This is a genomic window from Agrobacterium sp. 5Ca39, assembly GCF_055382365.1.
Map to the genome: position 1 here is coordinate 854,985 of NZ_AP026437.1, position 16,942 is coordinate 871,926.

The following is a 16,942-nucleotide window of genomic DNA, read 5'->3' on the forward strand; positions in this document are numbered from 1 at the left end:
TTCAAAAGAGAATATTATGATCAGATCTTCGTTTAACACCTCCAAATTACCTTTCGTATCCGCGCTGGTGGCAACGGCCATTGTCGTTTCCGGTTGCGGTGGTCGGGCGGCGAATCCGGTCTCCTCGACCAACCCGGCCGACAGCGCTTTCGATTGCGCCGGCATAAAGCGCGAATTCGAGGCCAATGAGCGCCAGGTGCTCTCGACGGTGAAAGAACGATCCGATGCGCAGGGTAAGAACGTGGTCCTTGGCGCGACCGGTGTTCTTCTGTTTTGGCCCGCCCTTTTCTTCATGGACCCGAAATCGCCGGAAAAACTGGAGATCGACGCCTTACGTAACCGCAATCAGGTCCTTGCCGAGATCGCCAAAAGCAAAAAATGCCCAGCTCCGCAATCGAAGCTGGCAGATGTCTACAAGAAACTCGACAGCAAGCCATCTACGGCCGACACGAGCAGAAAAGACCGCTAAGCCCCAAATTCCGTCTGCCACGAGAGGCGAGCAACAATGACATCACAGTTTAAGCGTCTTCCACGCAAGACAATCGACCTCGCGTTGTTCGCTGGTGCCGGGACGCTGGCTCAAAAAATCATTGCCACCGTTGTCAGTTTTACGCTCCTGCTTCAGCCAGCGCTTCTTCACGCACAGGACATATCGCCGGAAGTTGGAGGATCTTTTGCAAATCGCCCCGGGATAGGGGCTGCTCCGAACGGAGTGCCGCTCATTGATATCGTCGGACCCAACAGCCAAGGTCTGTCGCACAACAAATACAACAATTTCAACGTCGGCACACCGGGGGTCATTCTCAACAACTTCAATGGTGAGGTGGGCACCTCGAAACTGGGTGGCGTGACACCCGGCAATCCAAATCTGCAAGGTAAAGGCCCTGCGTCCGTCATCCTCAACGAGGTCACGTCGCAAAACCGCAGTTCGCTTCTCGGTCCGACCGAAGTGTTCGGTGGCAGGGCCGATGTCATCATTGCCAATCCGAACGGGATCACCTGCGACGGCTGCGGTTTCATCAACACGCCACGAGCCACGCTGACGACAGGTGTGCCTGACATCGGCAGCGATGGACGTCTCAATGGATTCACGGTCAACGCAGGGGATGTCACTTTCGGCCCTGGGGGTGGGAATTTTGCGCTTGGTGATGGTGCAGTCAGTCTGTTCGATGTCGTGTCCCGTACCATCCAGATCGACGGAACGATCTACGGTGAGGATTTGCGCCTGACTGCCGGCAAGAGCAAGTTCGATTATGCCACCGGGGAGGCAACAGCGCTCGATGCCACCTCCGGAACACCTGAATACGCAATCGATGGTTCAGCACTCGGGGCCATGCAGGCCGGCCGCATCAAGATGGTTGTCACGGAAAAAGGTGCCGGCGTTCGCATGCGCGGCGACATGGCGGCCAATGCCGGGGAGCTTTCGCTGTCGGCAGACGGTAAAATTTCGATCGGCAATACCTCTGGCAATAACGGCGTCAGCATCTCTTCGAAGGGGAGTGTTTCGGCCGGTCGTCTGACCTCGAAAAAATCAGTGTCGGTCAAGGCGGGGAAGGACGCCAGGGTCGCTTCTATCGGTGCAGAAGAGGATATCCTGATCAATGGCGGAGCAGGCTTCATCGATGTCGCCGGTACTCTCGGGGCGAGTGGCGCACTCAACCTTCTGGCAGACGGGCGTATTGCCTTGGCCGACGCGTCGGCTGCCGGACCTGTTTCGCTATGGTCGGGGGCTGGCTCCATTGCCATCAGCGGCACGGCCCAGTCTGGCGCGGCGATTTCACTTACGGCGGCCTCAGGAGCAATCACAGCGGGCTCGCTGCTTTCGAAAGGCGATTTGGCTCTGCTCTCCGGCCTTGATCTGGGGATTTCCGGGCTCGTGCTTGCAGAAGGGAATTTGCAGGCTTCGGCTGGCAGTGACATCCGCTATGACAGTCTGGAGGCAAACGGAGACGTTTTGCTGTCTTCGACAGGTGGTGTCATCAGCTTCGATAAACGCACGGCAGCAGGGGGCGACATCAGGATCAGGCAGCAAAATGCCGATCTTTCAAATAATAGGAGCAGACTTGCCACATCCGGCACGCTCTACATCAATGCCAATAATATCAATCTCACCAACAGCACGCTGACGTCAGGTGGCATTGATCTCACCTCATCTGGAACGACAGATCTGACCGGTGCGCGGCTCAATGCTGTCACCGCGAGCAGCACAGCTCGTTCCGTTCAGGGGTCAGGTGACATCGCGATCCAAGCGGGTAGCCTCACTGCGAATGACGCCACCAATATTCTTGCGGCCCATGATCTGACGCTGTCGCTTTCGCAACTTGCCAACTCCGGTCAGCTGGCTGCTCGCAATGATCTTACCCTCAATATCGCCGGCAACCTGACCAACACCGCCACGGGGCTCATCTATGCCGGTAACGACGCGGCACTTTTCGTGGGCGGCGTGCTGGCTAATGATCAGGGGGCGATTGTCGCAGGTCGTGACCTCACAATTGCTGGAAGTGCTTCTGGCGCGCGCAATTCTGCTACGGTCAACAGTTCAGGTCTAATTTCCGCTAGTCGCAATATCTCGATCCTGACGGCAAATCTGCGTAACGAGAAAAGCGTGGCTCCGACCTATACGAGCCAGCAAATCTCAAACGCACTCGTGTCGGCTTATGACACCTATTATGCACGCGAATGTGGAGATTGTTCATCTCCCGTCTCTTTTGCTGGCAAGCAGTTCGTCATTGGTGCGCCCATTCGCCATGTCTATCGTGATGTGATTGAAGACCGTCTCACATCGGCTGGTAGCCCCGCAGCGACAATCAGGGCGGGCAATACGCTTTTTGTCGATACCGTCGATCTTACCAATGCCTATAGCAACATTGAAGCCGGCTCCGGCATGACACTTGTTGGCTCCGGCACTCTTAACAATCTCGGTTTGCAATTGCAGCGTACCACTTCGCTCAATTGCAACCAACAAGGTGGCTGCCAATATTATCCTGACGTCATCTATGAGTGGCAGGAATCGAAAACAAGCGGCGATACAGGTGGTTGGGAAGGTTCATGGCAGGTCGCCATGCCTGGTCCCAGTCCCTTTGGCACGCGCGATGCGTCAAAGGATATCGGGCCAGGACGGAGTGTAGAAAGCGTCGAGGCGATCGGCGGTGTTCCCGCGGCGATCCGCTCTGGCGGAGCGCTGGGTATTACCGGTTTTGGTACCGTTAACAATACCGCCGCAGCAGGTACGATCGCAGATCATGTCAGCGTAGTAGCGCCTGCGCCGTCGAGCGATCCGACCGGATTGCTCGCTGGCATGACCGCAAGCGGTGCGCTGTTCACTATTGGCTCCGTTGCAGGCCCGCAGTCCGGCGGCTTTGGCGGCACCATTCCCGGTCAGACGTTCCTCTATGAAACGCGTGCCGCCTTCCTCGATGTCTCGAAATTCTACGGATCGAGCTATTTCCTTGGCCGCATCGGCTACCAGCCGGACCGGCAGATCCAGTTCCTTGGAGACGCCTATTTCGAGAACCAATATATTGAGCAGCAGCTCAAACTGGCGACGGGTTCCGGCTTCACCGGGCAGGATTCGATCGCTCAGATAAAGCAATTGCTCGACAACGGAGCCGCCTATCTGGGAGCGCAGCAGCGCCCGCTCGGCGAACCGCTTACGGCCGAGGAGATCGCCAGCCTCACCGAATCCGTCGTCGTATATGAGTGGCAGACGGTGAACGGTACGACCGTTCTTGCGCCGGTACTACATCTCGCCGCCAATGACAGGGAAAGATTGAATTCTGCGGGCGCGCTGATCGCGGGCAATCAGGTGACGATCGATACCGGCCTGCTTGCAACATCAGGGATGGTGGCATCGACCGGCGATCTTAGCGTTTCTGGTTCGTCGATCGCGGCAATCGGCGGCACCTTCACGGCGGGTGGCAATGCCTCGCTGAAGGGTAACGAGAACATTCTGCTCGCCAATGCGAAGGTGACGGCCGGCGGCAATCTCGGCCTGACGTCGAATGGAGACATCAATATCTCCGTCACCGAACGGTCGACGACCAGCACTTTGCGCGACAAGCGGAGTTTTACGACGGTTGTGAGAACCGCCAGCCAGGGTTCCGAGATCACCGCGGGCGGGTCGGTCTCAGCCAATGCAGGTGGCAACCTCAACGTCATCGGCAGCAACATTGCTGCCGATGGAACGGTCGGTCTGAAAGCGACCGGCGATGTGACAATCGCTGAGGCCATCGACACCACCACGATAGATCACACCTATAGGAAAAAGGGCGGTCTGTTCGGCGGAAGCAAACAGACGACGAGCCACACGGAAACGCAGACCGTCGTCGGATCATCGGTTAGCAGTGGGAAGGGCGTGTCCATCATCTCAGGTGGAGATACCGTCGTCTCCGCCTCGAAGGTGACTGCCGGCGACGAGACCGACAAAGCCGATATCAATGTCAGCGCGGGCGGCGATCTGCTGATCGCGTCGGGCAGGAATACGGCGGAGTTCGAGCAGAGCTCCTCATCCAGGGGCTTTCTCTCGAAAAAGAGCTCGACGCAGTACAACTACGACGAAGCCACAGTCAGCTCCGAGCTTTCCGCATCCGGCAACATCAAGCTAAATGCTGGCGGCAACGCTGTCATCGCCGGCTCGAACATAACGGCAGGCGATGCGATCAGCGTCGCGGGTGACAGCGTCGCCATCATCGGAGCCGAGGAGCAGCATGCGCTGGAAAGCAGCAGCAAGAAATCCGGCCTGTTCGCCGGTTCCGGCGGCGGCTTCCTCTCGCTCTGGGGCAAGGAACAGAAAGAAAAGAGCCAATCGTCTACCCTTAATGTCGGCTCCGCGCTGACTGCCGGGACCGATGTTACTCTCACGGCGCGCGAAAACGACGTCAATGTTATCGGTTCTTCTATCATGGCCGGCCGTGACATCGCGCTGGAGGCAGCCCGCGACGTCAATATCACTCCCGGGGCTGAAAGTGCCTCATCGCAGGAGAAGGAAAAACGCTCGGGCTTCGGCATTCAGGTGAAATCTGGCAACGGCAGCGCATCGATCGGTATCGGCTACGGCAAGTCGGTCGATCGGACCAGTCAGTCATCAGAGACTAACGCCAGATCCATCCTGTTTGCCGGTCGTGACCTAATCATATCCGCTGGCCGAGACGCCAACCTGCAGGCCGCTCAGCTATCGGCAGACCGCGATGTCGCCATCCTTGCGGAGCGCAACGTCAATCTGCTTTCCGCGCAGGACAAGTCCAACTACGAAAGCCTGCATGAGGAGTTTTTCGCGGGCGTAAGTCTGTCGGTGGCGACCTCGGTGGTGAACGCGGCTACCAGCGTAAGCGGCGCAGCACAGAAGCTTACGACCATCAATGATGGCTATTCTGCCGCCAATGCTGCCTTTGCCTCGCTGAAAGCCTATGATGCGCTTGATAAGATTGCCAAGGGCGGCAACCTTGTCTCGGCGTCGCTGACCGTGGGATTCAGCTACCAGAAAGAAAGGGAAACCGCGCAATCCTCTGTCCCGGTTCCGACCGAGATACGCGCAGCGCAGTCGGTAACGATTGAGGCCGTCTCCGGGGATTTGACGAGCCATGGCGCACAAATCGCTGCAGGTTACGGTTCAGAAGGACAGATCGTGGTCTCCAACAATGAAAAAGCCGGTGATATTACGCTCAAGGCCGGCAAGGATATCATTCTCGAAAGCGCCCAGGCGACCAACAGCTCATCGACGAGCAGCATGTCAGGCGGTGCAAACTTCGGTGTTTCCGCTGGCGTCGGCATCAACGGTGTCAGCGCCGGATTGACGGGCGGGGCCAATGCGTCCGTCGGCAACTCCAACGCCGATGGGACAAATCAGGTCAATAGTCATGTCAGCGGAACCGGTGACATAACTCTAAAGTCAGGAAACGATACGCGTCTCGCGGGTGCGGTGGTCTCCGGGGACACGGTCACTGCCGATGTCGGTGGTGATCTCACGATCCTGTCCGTGCCAGATACCGGTACAAACTCCAACCACTCCGCCTCGGCCGGCTTCAGCCTCGGCGGAGGCCAGCTTCTGTCCGGCGTGCAAGTTGGCGGTGGCAGCGGTTCTGGAGAAACGAACTGGATCACTGAGCAGTCCGGCCTCGTTTCCAATGGAGCGATGCACGTCACCGTCGGCGGCAATACCCATCTGGGTGCCGGAAAGATCATCTCTGCAACCGGTGACCTCATACTCGATACGGGCACATTGACCCACGACAACTTTGAAGGCCAGAAGGGTTACGAAGGTTTCAGTGTTGATCTTGGTATCGATCTTTCCAGTGGAAAGGACGCAGCCGGTAACGCCACCACCAACCATACGCTGGAAGGTTCCTACCGGCTCGACGACACTCGCCAGACGGTACGCGCCACTGTCGGGCCAGGCGATATTGTCATTCGTGACCAGGAGCAGCAAGCGGTGCTGGAAAAGGACGGTGCTTCTACCATCCCGCTCGACGAACTCAACCGCGATCCAAACAAGGCTTATGAAGTCACCAAAGACAAGCACGTCGATCTCGAGGTCTATATCTCCACCAACAGCTTGAATGCAGCAATTGAGGCAGGCAAGACGGTCACCGAAGTTATCGGCAGTGTCTTTGCAAAGATGGCTTCCGACGGCAATTTGTCATCCACAGATGCCCAATCGGCGACTGCAATCGCCTCTTATCGGGATGATCCTCAGGTTCTGGCTCAGTTGGAACAATGTGGAATACACGGGGGAACATGTCAGATTGAAATAGGTGGCGCAGGCACGTATTTCTTTTCGACATCTGGTGCTTCGATTTCTCTTGAAACATATAAGGCTATAGCCAAAGCTGAGTTACATTTCGTTGGCAAAGGGGGGACACCTGGAAACAATCAGGCCCAAAACAAGCAGGTAGACGATATAGTGCGAATGCTAGGACTAAGCCCAAACCAGCGCAGAAGGCTGCACGACGAGATTACGGGACAAGGCTATTCGTTTCACGAGATAAAGCAAATTGCAGTCGACATGTTTGACTTGAATTAGAGGTATTGCGACTTTGAATGGCGAACTTCTCAAAAATATCTTCCAACCCATAATAGGTGAGCCAGCTTGGCTGGTGCGATTGGGGCACGGAAGCTTCCTAACTTTCGAGTTTGGAAGGGCAGGTATACGGCGTATAGAGCCCACCACGAGGAAAAAGCGGCGAAGTATATCAGTTCACGGGGAATGGCATCTGTGGATTTATTGTTGTCGCTGGCACGTTTTAGATAATGCTGCTCTATTGGCGAGTAGCAATTCAGACCAGTCTCAGATGTCGAGAGCCGCGCATTTTCTCGACGGCCAAATTTTACGTTCGGTCTCTTACATACCAGATACTATGCGATGCCGGTTCGAGTTTGATTTAGGTGGGGTCTTAGAGACGTGGCTCAATACTGATGACCCTGCTGAACAGTGGTTACTTTACCACAATCAAGATGACGTATGGATCCTCAATGCTGCAAATGAACTCGAGGCCGCGCCGTATGATGAGAAGACGAACTAGGTCTTGTTGACAAACTTATCAGTGATAATGCGATAAGATCGCTCCTAACGGAGGATTCGATGTCCGGACCTGATCGAGAAATACGACTTCGACTTAGTGTGCAACGCGCCTTACTCGGGGCCGTATCATCGACACTCGCCGCCGTTACGTGCGGCTGGAGCGGCAACAAGATTGTGCTGGAATTCTTGATCGATCACGATTTCAGCGATGATGACCGACAACGCATGGAGGTGGTCGCATCGGAGGTCATCTCGGATTTTGGTTATGAAACAATAATGACTGTCTTCACGTCTCCACCATCGGATGGACCGCAGGTTCCGGTTGATAGGCGATGGTGGACTTACAAGCGATTTGAGCCATTGCTGGGCTAAAGGCGTTGTGTGAAGTGCGGCAGCCAGATTTTTGCGGCGGCCAGCGAAAGGAACGCTTCGAAGGAAGTTCGGGTCTTGTCGTAACGGGGGGCAATCCGTCGGAACTGTCTGAGCCTGTTGAACATTTGTTCGATGCGGTTGTGGTCTTTATGTACCTTGAAGTCGCAGGGAGGCGGCTCTATCCATAGAGCATGATTCAAGACTGCCTTTTAGGAAGCGATTTTGCCTCGCGGCGACCTGACGGATTTGGAATGGCGGATTGTTGGAGGACTACTGCCCACTGAGCGCGGGAGGAAATCTCGCCCTTCTCACGATAATCGGCAGTATCTCAACGGAATGTTGCATGTTCGCGTGTCGGGTGCCCTTGGCGCGACATGCATGAGCGGTATGGCAAGTGGAATTCCGTCTACGTGCGCTTCCGCCGTTGGGCAGAACAAGGCGTATGGGATGTCCTGCTGGAGACGCTTGTCGAACTGGGCTTGACCGATGACTGGCAGCATATGATTGACAGCACCACGGTTCGCGGCCATTCTCAGGCTGCGGGCGCAAAAGAGGGACTTATAAGGAGGCTTTTGGTCGATCACGCGGCGGCTTTTCGACAAAAATCCACGCCCGTGCGGACTGTCAGGGACGCCCTCTCGGCTTCATCCTGACAAGGCGGTGAAGCTTCGGATTACAATACCGTTCCCGATCTGTTAGCCATGCCGGTTGCCAAGCCGAGGCTGTTTCTCGCTAACAAGGGCTATGACAGCGACGCTCTGCGCGAAGAGTTGCTGATCCACGGGGTCAGGCCCGTTATTCCTCCGAGGGCCAACGGCAAAGACCAACCGCCTGTGACTTCACAGTCTACATGGACCGAAATCGTATCGAGCGGCTGTTCAACCGGCTGAAGCAATTTCGTCGTGTCGCCACCCGATACGATAAAACCCAAAAATCCTTCGCCGCCTTTCTCGTGTTGGCCGCCGCAAAAATATGGTTGCCACACTTGCTCTGGTTCATGAGTTGTGCACCTTAGTTAAGACGGTAACACGTTGCAAAAAAGGAGAAAATTCTTTTATGACTTCAATCATTTAGACCGAATAGCGAAAGACCTGATCGCAACTGGGAAGGCAGCGGACGCGATCAAGATTTATCTTTTCATGGCAGATGGCGACCAGTCGTTGGATGCCGGATATCTCGGGGAGCGGTTGGGAGAGTGTTATGAGAAGATTGGTGACCTGCATGCCGCAAAATATTGGTATGGAAGAGCGGTGGAGGAAAATCCCGACGTCAGGCTGATTTCTGTAGCAGCGCATAAAAGCCTCCACGAAGTCAGCATCGAAGCTTTTTTGGGCGACGCAGAAAAGTAGTTCTTAACGAGCACCTCAAGCTACTTTGTCAACAGAACCTATTCATAACAAGGGATTTGGATGGTCATAATGGAGGCGCTTGGAAGATGGCCGCTTCCGTTAAGGACCTCGGAGGTAAGGGGACGCGCCTCGGAACTTATGACTCAAATCTGAATCGTATAGGGGATTGATAATGAACGTTAAAGACACAGATCATAAGGATTGGGCTAATAGAGGGAAAACCATTGAAGAGTTGATAAAGGAACTTCAGTCCTTTGAAAACCAAGGCTTGCCGGTAGAGATATCCATCGATGGAGGTGATGATGTCCGACCGATCAGTCTTGTAGGAAAAAAGGACGGGAAATGCTTGCTTATCTATCTGAATAAATAGTTTATCAACTCCAACTCGTCCACTACACCCGCACCGGATCAGGACCGATTGCCGAGGAAGACCACAGCCACAACCGGTGAAACATGGCGCGGAATCGGCGAAAAGCTGGCTCGCTTCATGTTCTGGTAATTTGGGGATTATCAAAGCTGACGCCAGTGTTGTTGCCAGCGCACACTATCGGCTCAGCCCAAGCCCCTGAGACCGGGCCAGTTGCTGTTTCAGCGCGTGGTCATGGCTGAGTTCTGCATGGCGTGCACGATGCACCAGGCCGGCGATTGCCTTGATCTGCTCGGCCTGCTTTGCGAGCTCCGGGCGTGTCTCGAGCTCTTCGGCGAACCTGCGAGGATCGGAGCTTCCGAACCGCCGCGTGAGCGCTTCGGCCACCAGCTTGGCCTCATCAAGCGCGGTCAGGCCCTCAGGTAGCGATCGCAGCTCTTTGATGAACTTGCTTCGCCTATCGATCGGCATTTTCTCCACCTGGCTAATGATTTCGGCGCTGCGCGAGGTGAGGCCGGGCACTTCGATCACGTCACGCTGTTCACGCTGCCATTGTTCGCTCTGACGTTCTTCGCCGAGCCGTCGCTCCCATGCCTCGGAGACATAGCCGATATGGGCAGAGAGTGACCTTGCATATTGCAACGCCTCCTTCCGTTCCTTGCTGTTGCCGAACAGACCCGATTTGCCGCGCAGCTCCCCGAAGCGCTCTGGCTGCCCGACCATGGCCTTCGCCATGATCTTGCCATTGCCCTCTTTCTCGATCATCGCGGCGCGCAATCTTGCTGCGACCTCGGCCGGATCACGGAACACGTGCCGCACGAGAGAGTCGACTACATCGAATTGCTGATCGATAACGGACATAGCCCTCATCTGCGCCACCTCTTCGATGCTGCGTTGGTATCGGGTGATGGCTGGCACAAGCGGAGCTGGCTTACCGGGTTCCAGCGACGATTGCTGGCCGACAGCTTCTGTGGGGGCAGGGACGGCGCCGTCTCGCGTCATGAGGTCGGACCACCGGATCCGGCGATATCCTTTATTGTCCTCTGTCCCGTGCGGATCTTCGCGACGAACAGTGCCGGCCAGATCGCCGGCAGGTTCCTCGTAAACCCGCTGACGTTCCGATGGCCGGCCCTGCTGTTCCCGTTGCAGATGGGCCGCGCGGGACAGGACCTCTTGACGCTCATTCCGGTCGGAAGCAAGTTCAATCTCGCTTCTGAGCCCGAGCTGCTCCGCGATGCCCCGCCGCTCGGCAAAGTCCCTGACATAGTCCAGCGTGGTTTCCTTCGCGCCGGAACGCGACAGGCGGCTTGTCAGCTTCTGATAGGCCAGTTCATCACCCTTGACGACGCGCCATGCATTGCGCTCGGCCTTTGTGCCGTCCGGAAGCGAGACAGGCGTGGCGCCTTCATGCTGGAGGAAAATCCTGTCTCCGATTTTTGGCGAGGCCTCTCGCATGGCCCGCTTGAGATCGACGCCCCACACCGTGCGCTGATCGCCCTTGTCATTCTTCAGCGTCACAAAATAGCTTTCTCGCGCCTGGCGATTATGCTCGTAGGGCGCAACGCCGTGATCAACGAGCCGGCCCGCATTTGTGAACTCCTTGATGTCGGCATAGAGCTGCACGCTGTCGCGATGCCTTGTCATGGCGACATAGGTCAGATGCCGGTCCATGGTGCCGGACGCCAGCACGAAGGCGCGATCGACCGTCGCACCCTGGTTTTTATGGATCGTCGTCGCATAACCGTGGTCGATCGCCTGATAGCTGTCGGTCAGAATGCTGACGCTGTCGCCGTCTCGGCCATCGAGCCGAGCAACGATCCGACCCTTCTCGACACGCTCGACGGTGCCAAGCATGCCGTTTTTCACAGCGAGGTCGCGGTTGTTTTCGAGGAAGATGATCCTGTCGCCGGCGGCGAAGGCGCGTTTGCCGTTACTGGTCTGGAAGTTGAGTTCTCCAAGATCCCCGACACCCCCGCGGTCCGCACCGGCGTTCTGCCCGTGGCTGCGCTCCAGGCTTTGCCGGTTCTGAAGCTCGGCTCGGATAGCAACATTGAGCGCGCGCACATCGGCACGGCGGTGCGCCATGGCAACCCGGGTGCCATCCGGATGCTCAGCACTGTCGGCGACATAATCACGCACGATCTGCGCCATCGCTTTGTCGCGGCTTTCTGCAAAGTGGATGTCGCCGTGCTCGCGGTAGGCGGCGAGGCCCTCTGCCGTCTTGTGGGTCGCAAAGGCAACCGATGCTTGCCTCTGCCAATCATGACGCTGGCGGCGAATGCCGGAAAGCTCGACATGGCCGATCTGTTCGGCAATCGCCCTGAAGGGAGCACCGGCGCCGATTGCCTGCAGTTGCTCATGGTCACCGACAAGCACGATCTTTGCGCCGCGCTCCTCCGCTTCTCCGATGAACCGGGCAAGCTGACGGCTGCCGACCATGCCGGCCTCATCGATGACGAACACGTCACGTCGGCCGATCAGATCCCGGCCATGGTCCCAGCTGTATGACCATGACGCAAGCGTGCGGCTCTCTATGCCGGAACTTTCCTCAAGCCCCTCGGCTGCCTTTCCGGCTAATGCCGCACCATGGACCTGATAGCCTTGAGCCTCCCACGCCTCGCGAGCGGCTGCCAACATGGTGGACTTTCCGGCGCCGGCAAACCCGACCACGGCCGCAATGCGTTCTCGCCCGGTAATATGCTCGATCGCCTGACGCTGTTCGGCCGACAATCCCGCAGACGGATCGCTCGCAGCCGACGGTCCGCCAGAGCTTGTCCGAAGAGCGTGATCCTGCCTTTCCATCGCGCGCTCGACATGGCGCGGATCGACACCGTGGGACTGCGCCTGATGCAGCCGCTCCGCCGATCGCGCCATTGCGAGTTCCAGATTTATCATGTCCCGCGTCGAATAGCGCGCATTGGAGACGTCGCCCGTCTCAGGATCGATGTGCTCAGCCTGAAGTTCGACAAGCGCTGACGACGCCATGACAGCGGCAATGGCGTTCCGGAACGTTTGGGCGTCATCGTTGATATAGCGATGCAAGGTTTTGGCGATATCGTGCCGATCGAACACGCTCTTCTCATGGCTGATCAGCGTCAGAACCTGTTCCGGTTTTTGCCGGATCAGTTCGGCATTTTGGCGTGCTGCCTCATCATCCAAGCGGCCGCGCTCAACTGCCATTCCCTGCTGTTGCATCTGCGAGGCATGCACGCCCATGTGCTCGGTCGGCGACAACTCGAGACCGCGCTCCACATGTGAGCGATGATCGATGCGAACATCAAGGCCTTCGCGCTGAAGCTGACGGTTGGCGATGCCTTCCCAGGCCTGCCGGATATCGCGAAGCTGCACGTCGGTTGTCGCCATACCATTTGCCAGCAGCCGTGCGTTCTTGTGCTCGAGATACGTTTTCTCCCCAAGACGGGTTCTGCCAAGCTGCCGCGTCGTCATCAGCACATGCGCATGGTGGTTCCTGATATCACCATGCTCACTTGGCGAATGGATTGCAAAATCCACGGCTGCGCCATAGCGGTTTGCCAGATCCTGCGCAAAGGCGCGTGCAGCCTTCAGTCGCCCTTCTGGCGACAGCTCATGCGGAAGCGCGATTTCGAATTCGCGGGCGACGCGGGCGTCTTTTCGCTTTTCTGCGAACTCGGCAGCATTCCACAAAGCCGAACGATCGAAAGCCCAATCGACAGAAAGACCGTCCGGCAGCACGATCTCGATATGCTCGACGCCCTCTTTGCGGGTGAAGTCATGCACGAGGCCATCGCGATGATTGACGAGAAGAACCGCACAACGATAGGCGGCAGATGCGACGGCGCTTCGGCCGGATGAGCGCGAGACAGGTTTGGTGCTGAGATGATAAATCGCCAACCGAAATCTCCGATCCTCAAACGGGGAAATTCAGCGCTCAACTGCGTGGCAAGTCGTAAGTGCGCCCTTGTCTGTTTACCGGTGGCGAGGTTAGCAACATCAAACAGGCATTTCGACTACTAAAAGTAGTAGTCGCCAAGTGGCAATTACTCGTGTTTGAATAGGGAAGCGAACGCATCGATGCGGGGGAGGGCGATATTGGCGAACCGATCGCTCGACTGATCGAGGAGAAGGGAGGAGTGGAGGAAGACATTGCAGGCGCGGCTCGGCAAAACAGGAGAGGGCGCAGGCATTCGATTGGCGGCTGCCAAAAATCGGAGTTTCAAAGAAGTTTACAATGGACCATACAGGATACCGTCCAGAAACGGAGCAGACATGAAGACCAGCCTTGAACATTTGCCGGAACGAAAGCAACGCGAGCTTGCGCGCGTCGTCGGAATTATCCAGGAAGAGTTTGCTGATCTGGTGGAGCGCTCCAAGTCTGACGCCAAGAAGGATGGACGGATTTTCAAAATCATCCTGTTCGGTTCTTACGCACGCGGCACCTGGGTGGATGAACCGCACACGTCGAAAGGCTACCGCTCGGATTTCGACATTCTTGTCATCGTCAGCAACAAGGAACTTGCCGATCCAAAATACTGGGACAAGGCAACCGACCGGCTGATGTGGGATAAGGAGATTGAGACGCCGGTGGGGCTCATTGTCCATGGCGCTCGCGAGATTAGCAATTTTCTAAATGACGGCCAATACTTCTTTGTTGATCTCGCCCGCGAAGGTCTTGTCCTTTATGAATTCGACGACCGGCCGCTGGCTGAAGCGAAACCGCTCAGCCCGGCTGATGCACTCAGAGTGGCCGAGGAGCATTTCAGCAGGCATTTTCCTGATGCGCGAGATTTCGCTGATGTAGCAAAATATCTCGTTGCGAAGGGTAACCTGCACCTAGCAGCCTTCACACTCCATCAGGCAGTGGAGAGCGCCTATAACTGCTACCTCCTGACACTGACAAATTACTCGCCCGCGTCGCACAACCTCAAATTCCTGCGTGGACTTTCCGAAGGTCGTGACCACCGTTTGATCGACATCTGGCCGCGCGACCGTCAGCGATTTACCACATGGTACAACATTCTGAATGAGGCCTACGTCAAGGCACGCTATTCGAAGCGTTTCGAGGTTTCCGAAGAGGCGCTGACATGGCTTCAGGAGCGGACGGCGGAACTTCACAAGCTGGTTGAGACGCTCTGCCGTGAGCACATCGAAAAGCTCAAACAGGCCGCGGGACAAGCCGCCGACTGAGCCTTACCGGTGACAGAATAATCCTGAGCTCAGGCAGCAGCCACCGCGGCGTCATGAACCACAGCGTCCAACAGACTCTCACAATCGCAATGCCGATCTCCCCGTAGAAACTGGTCTGTCTTCCAGGAGCAAAGCCGTGGTCAACAACGGCAGTTCCGGTGCGACCGCAATCGAAAGGAACAATCGTGGCAAGGAAAACCATCGAACAGCGCCTGGCTGAACTGGATGCCCAACGCTCCGCGCTCAAGGCCCGTCTTTCGAAAACCGAGCGCAACAACGATATGCGCCGCAAGGTCCTGATCGGCTCGCTCATTCTGCATCACCTCGAAGCCTCGGATGATCAGGAGTTCAGCAAACAACTCGGTGAGTGGCTGCGTCGCGAACTGCCGGGCTTTCTGACACGCGACAGTGACAAGGCGCTGTTTGCCGATCTGATCGGACAAGATCTGACGGACAAGGGAGAGGGTGGCGACAGTGGGCAGGGTGCTCTATGACCCGAATACGACTTGCTTGGGCCGCATTCAAGAACATGATGCGCGCTGCCGCGCAGGATCCGATTTGGGCATTTCTGGCTTTGCTTGCCATGCCCTTTCGGATCTGGAAACCGCTTCTCGGATTTATGTTCATCCTCATCATCGTCACGTTCGTGATCGGCATGGGGGGCGGTCATTTCCTCGAACAAATGGGTTTCGAGCGGGGCTCGCTTGTCCACATCATCCCAGGTGTCTTAACCCCGGTGGCGCTCGCCGCCATCACCTTTTGGTTCATCACCGCTCCACTGATTTTGCATTTTGGGGACAGTGACGATGAGACGCATGGCTCCGCCCGCTTTGCGACAGACAAGGAGATAGCTGCTCTTACCTCATCCGGTTCAGGCCTCCTGATTGGTCGTCATACGAAAACGGCCAAGCCTCTGCGCTATGATGGCCCGGCCCATCTCCTTACCATGGCGCCGACACGTACCGGCAAGGGTGTAGGCACGATCATCCCGAACCTGCTGACCGCGGATCGTTCGGTGATCTGCATCGATCCAAAAGGCGAGAATGCAAGGATCACCGGCCGTGCCCGCCAGAAGTTTGGCCCCGTTCATGTGCTCGATCCTTTCGGTGTCACCGGCAGACCCTCGGCAGCCTTCAATCCCCTCGCCATGCTCCATCCCGACAGCTTCGATGTCGCGGAAGACGCCAGTGCGCTTGCCGACGCTCTTGTGTTCGACGAACCGGGAATGGCGGGCGAGGCGCATTGGAACGAGGAGGCAAAAGCGCTGATTGCCGGATTGCTGCTTGAGATTGTTGCGGCAGAACCTTTGCGACGCCGGCATCTTGCGACACTTCGCGACTATCTCACCCTTGCTCCGGAACGGTTCGCGGCGTTGCTCAAGCGTATGCAGGAGAGCGATGCGGCAGGCGGTCTTGTCGCTCGTGCCGCAAACCGCCACCTCGGAAAATCCGATCGCGAAGCCGCAGGCGTTCTGTCCGCGGCTCAACGCCATACGCATTTTCTTGATTCACCGCGCATGACGGCCGTGCTCAGCCGCTCTGATTTCCGGTTCGCTGATCTCAAGCGCAATAACATGACGGTGTTCCTCGTTCTTCCGCCCGACCGCCTCTCGACCTATTCGCGCTGGCTGCGCCTGCTTGTCTCGCAAAGCCTGCTCGAAATGGCCCGCGATCCGGCAAAGCCGGTGACACCGGTTCTTTATCTGCTCGATGAGTTTGCATCCCTTGGGCATCTGGCACCGGTTGAACGCGCGATGGGTCTGATGGCGGGTTATGGTGTCCAGCTTTGGCCTGTCCTCCAGGACATCCATCAGCTGCGGGCCGCATATGGTCACCGCGCCGGAACCTTCCTGTCGAACGCCGGCGTGCTGCAGGTTTTTGGCGTCAATGATCATCACAGCGCCCGTCTCATCTCTGATTTGCTCGGACAGGAAACGGTCGTGTTCCAGACGATGGCGAGAGCGCTCGATTCCGATAAGACCGGGATTTCCTATAGCCAACAGCGTACCGGCCGGCCGCTACTCACCCCTGATGAGGTTCGCAATCTGCCGGGGCACGGACAATTGCTGTTCCTGGCCGGGCAACGACCAATTTTCGCTGAGAAGCTTGTCTATTTTGCCGATCCGGAGTTCAGGGAGATGTTTGACGCAGTCTAACGGATGCACGACGAAAA

General features: G+C 56.9%; 10 protein-coding genes and 2 pseudogenes. 10 read left to right on the top strand and 2 right to left on the bottom strand.

The genetic code is table 11. The annotated features are described in order from the left end of the window. Positions 1 to 16 precede the first annotated feature (16 nt). The 3 genes from ACZ47E_RS17630 (at position 17) to ACZ47E_RS17640 (ending at position 7,888) form a co-directional block, all read left to right on the top strand. The gene (locus tag ACZ47E_RS17630; protein ID WP_337322387.1) at positions 17 to 469 is read left to right on the top strand and encodes a hypothetical protein; all 453 of its coding nucleotides are present in this window, start codon (positions 17 to 19) and stop codon (positions 467 to 469) included. Positions 470 to 505: 36 nt separating this feature from the next. Next, positions 506 to 7,018, top strand: a complete 6,513-nt coding sequence (locus ACZ47E_RS17635) for a hemagglutinin repeat-containing protein (protein WP_464017078.1) — start codon at positions 506 to 508, stop codon at positions 7,016 to 7,018. 558 nt (positions 7,019 to 7,576) lie between these two features. Beyond that, a complete protein-coding gene (locus tag ACZ47E_RS17640; RefSeq protein WP_464017079.1) occupies positions 7,577 to 7,888 on the top strand; it encodes a hypothetical protein in 312 nt (103 codons plus the stop codon). Here ACZ47E_RS17640 and ACZ47E_RS17645 read toward each other — a convergent pair. Next, a pseudogene (locus tag ACZ47E_RS17645) lies at positions 7,885 to 8,052 on the bottom strand (IS5 family transposase); the annotation flags it as partial. The gene ACZ47E_RS17640 and the pseudogene ACZ47E_RS17645 sit on opposite strands and share 4 nt — an antisense overlap. Positions 8,053 to 8,110: 58 nt before the next feature. Between ACZ47E_RS17645 and ACZ47E_RS17650 the strand changes: the two are divergent. The 4 genes and pseudogenes from ACZ47E_RS17650 to ACZ47E_RS17665 all read left to right on the top strand — a co-directional run bounded on the left by ACZ47E_RS17650 (position 8,111) and on the right by ACZ47E_RS17665 (position 9,607). Beyond that, positions 8,111 to 8,903: pseudogene (locus ACZ47E_RS17650) on the top strand (IS5 family transposase). Positions 8,904 to 8,919: 16 nt separating this feature from the next. After that, on the top strand, positions 8,920 to 9,237 hold the full coding sequence (locus tag ACZ47E_RS17655; protein WP_174151535.1) for a hypothetical protein: 318 nt from the start codon (positions 8,920 to 8,922) through the stop codon (positions 9,235 to 9,237). 44 nt (positions 9,238 to 9,281) lie between these two features. Continuing rightward, the gene (locus ACZ47E_RS17660) at positions 9,282 to 9,407 is read left to right on the top strand and encodes a toxin C-terminal domain-containing protein (RefSeq protein ID WP_174151631.1); all 126 of its coding nucleotides are present in this window, start codon (positions 9,282 to 9,284) and stop codon (positions 9,405 to 9,407) included. Positions 9,408 to 9,409: 2 nt separating this feature from the next. After that, complete coding sequence (locus ACZ47E_RS17665) at positions 9,410 to 9,607, top strand: hypothetical protein (protein ID WP_044459931.1); 198 nt, start codon at positions 9,410 to 9,412, stop codon at positions 9,605 to 9,607. A 174-nt stretch (positions 9,608 to 9,781) separates the two neighbouring features. Here ACZ47E_RS17665 and traA read toward each other — a convergent pair whose 3' ends face one another. Next, positions 9,782 to 13,477, bottom strand: a complete 3,696-nt coding sequence (gene traA, locus ACZ47E_RS17670; RefSeq protein WP_464017080.1) for a Ti-type conjugative transfer relaxase TraA — start codon at positions 13,475 to 13,477, stop codon at positions 9,782 to 9,784. A gap of 375 nt (positions 13,478 to 13,852) precedes the next feature. Between traA and ACZ47E_RS17675 the strand changes: the two genes are divergently transcribed. The 3 genes from ACZ47E_RS17675 (at position 13,853) to ACZ47E_RS17685 (ending at position 16,925) form a co-directional block, all read left to right on the top strand. Further along, positions 13,853 to 14,770, top strand: coding sequence for a nucleotidyltransferase and HEPN domain-containing protein (locus ACZ47E_RS17675; protein ID WP_464017189.1), 918 nt, complete (start codon positions 13,853 to 13,855; stop codon positions 14,768 to 14,770). A 185-nt stretch (positions 14,771 to 14,955) separates the two neighbouring features. Then, positions 14,956 to 15,264: a mobilization protein gene (locus ACZ47E_RS17680; protein WP_464017081.1), complete on the top strand. Its 309-nt coding sequence runs from the start codon at positions 14,956 to 14,958 to the stop codon at positions 15,262 to 15,264. Beyond that, the gene (locus tag ACZ47E_RS17685) at positions 15,261 to 16,925 is read left to right on the top strand and encodes a type IV secretory system conjugative DNA transfer family protein (RefSeq protein WP_464017082.1); all 1,665 of its coding nucleotides are present in this window, start codon (positions 15,261 to 15,263) and stop codon (positions 16,923 to 16,925) included. The genes ACZ47E_RS17680 and ACZ47E_RS17685 overlap by 4 nt, the downstream gene beginning before the upstream one ends. Positions 16,926 to 16,942: the final 17 nt, after the last annotated feature.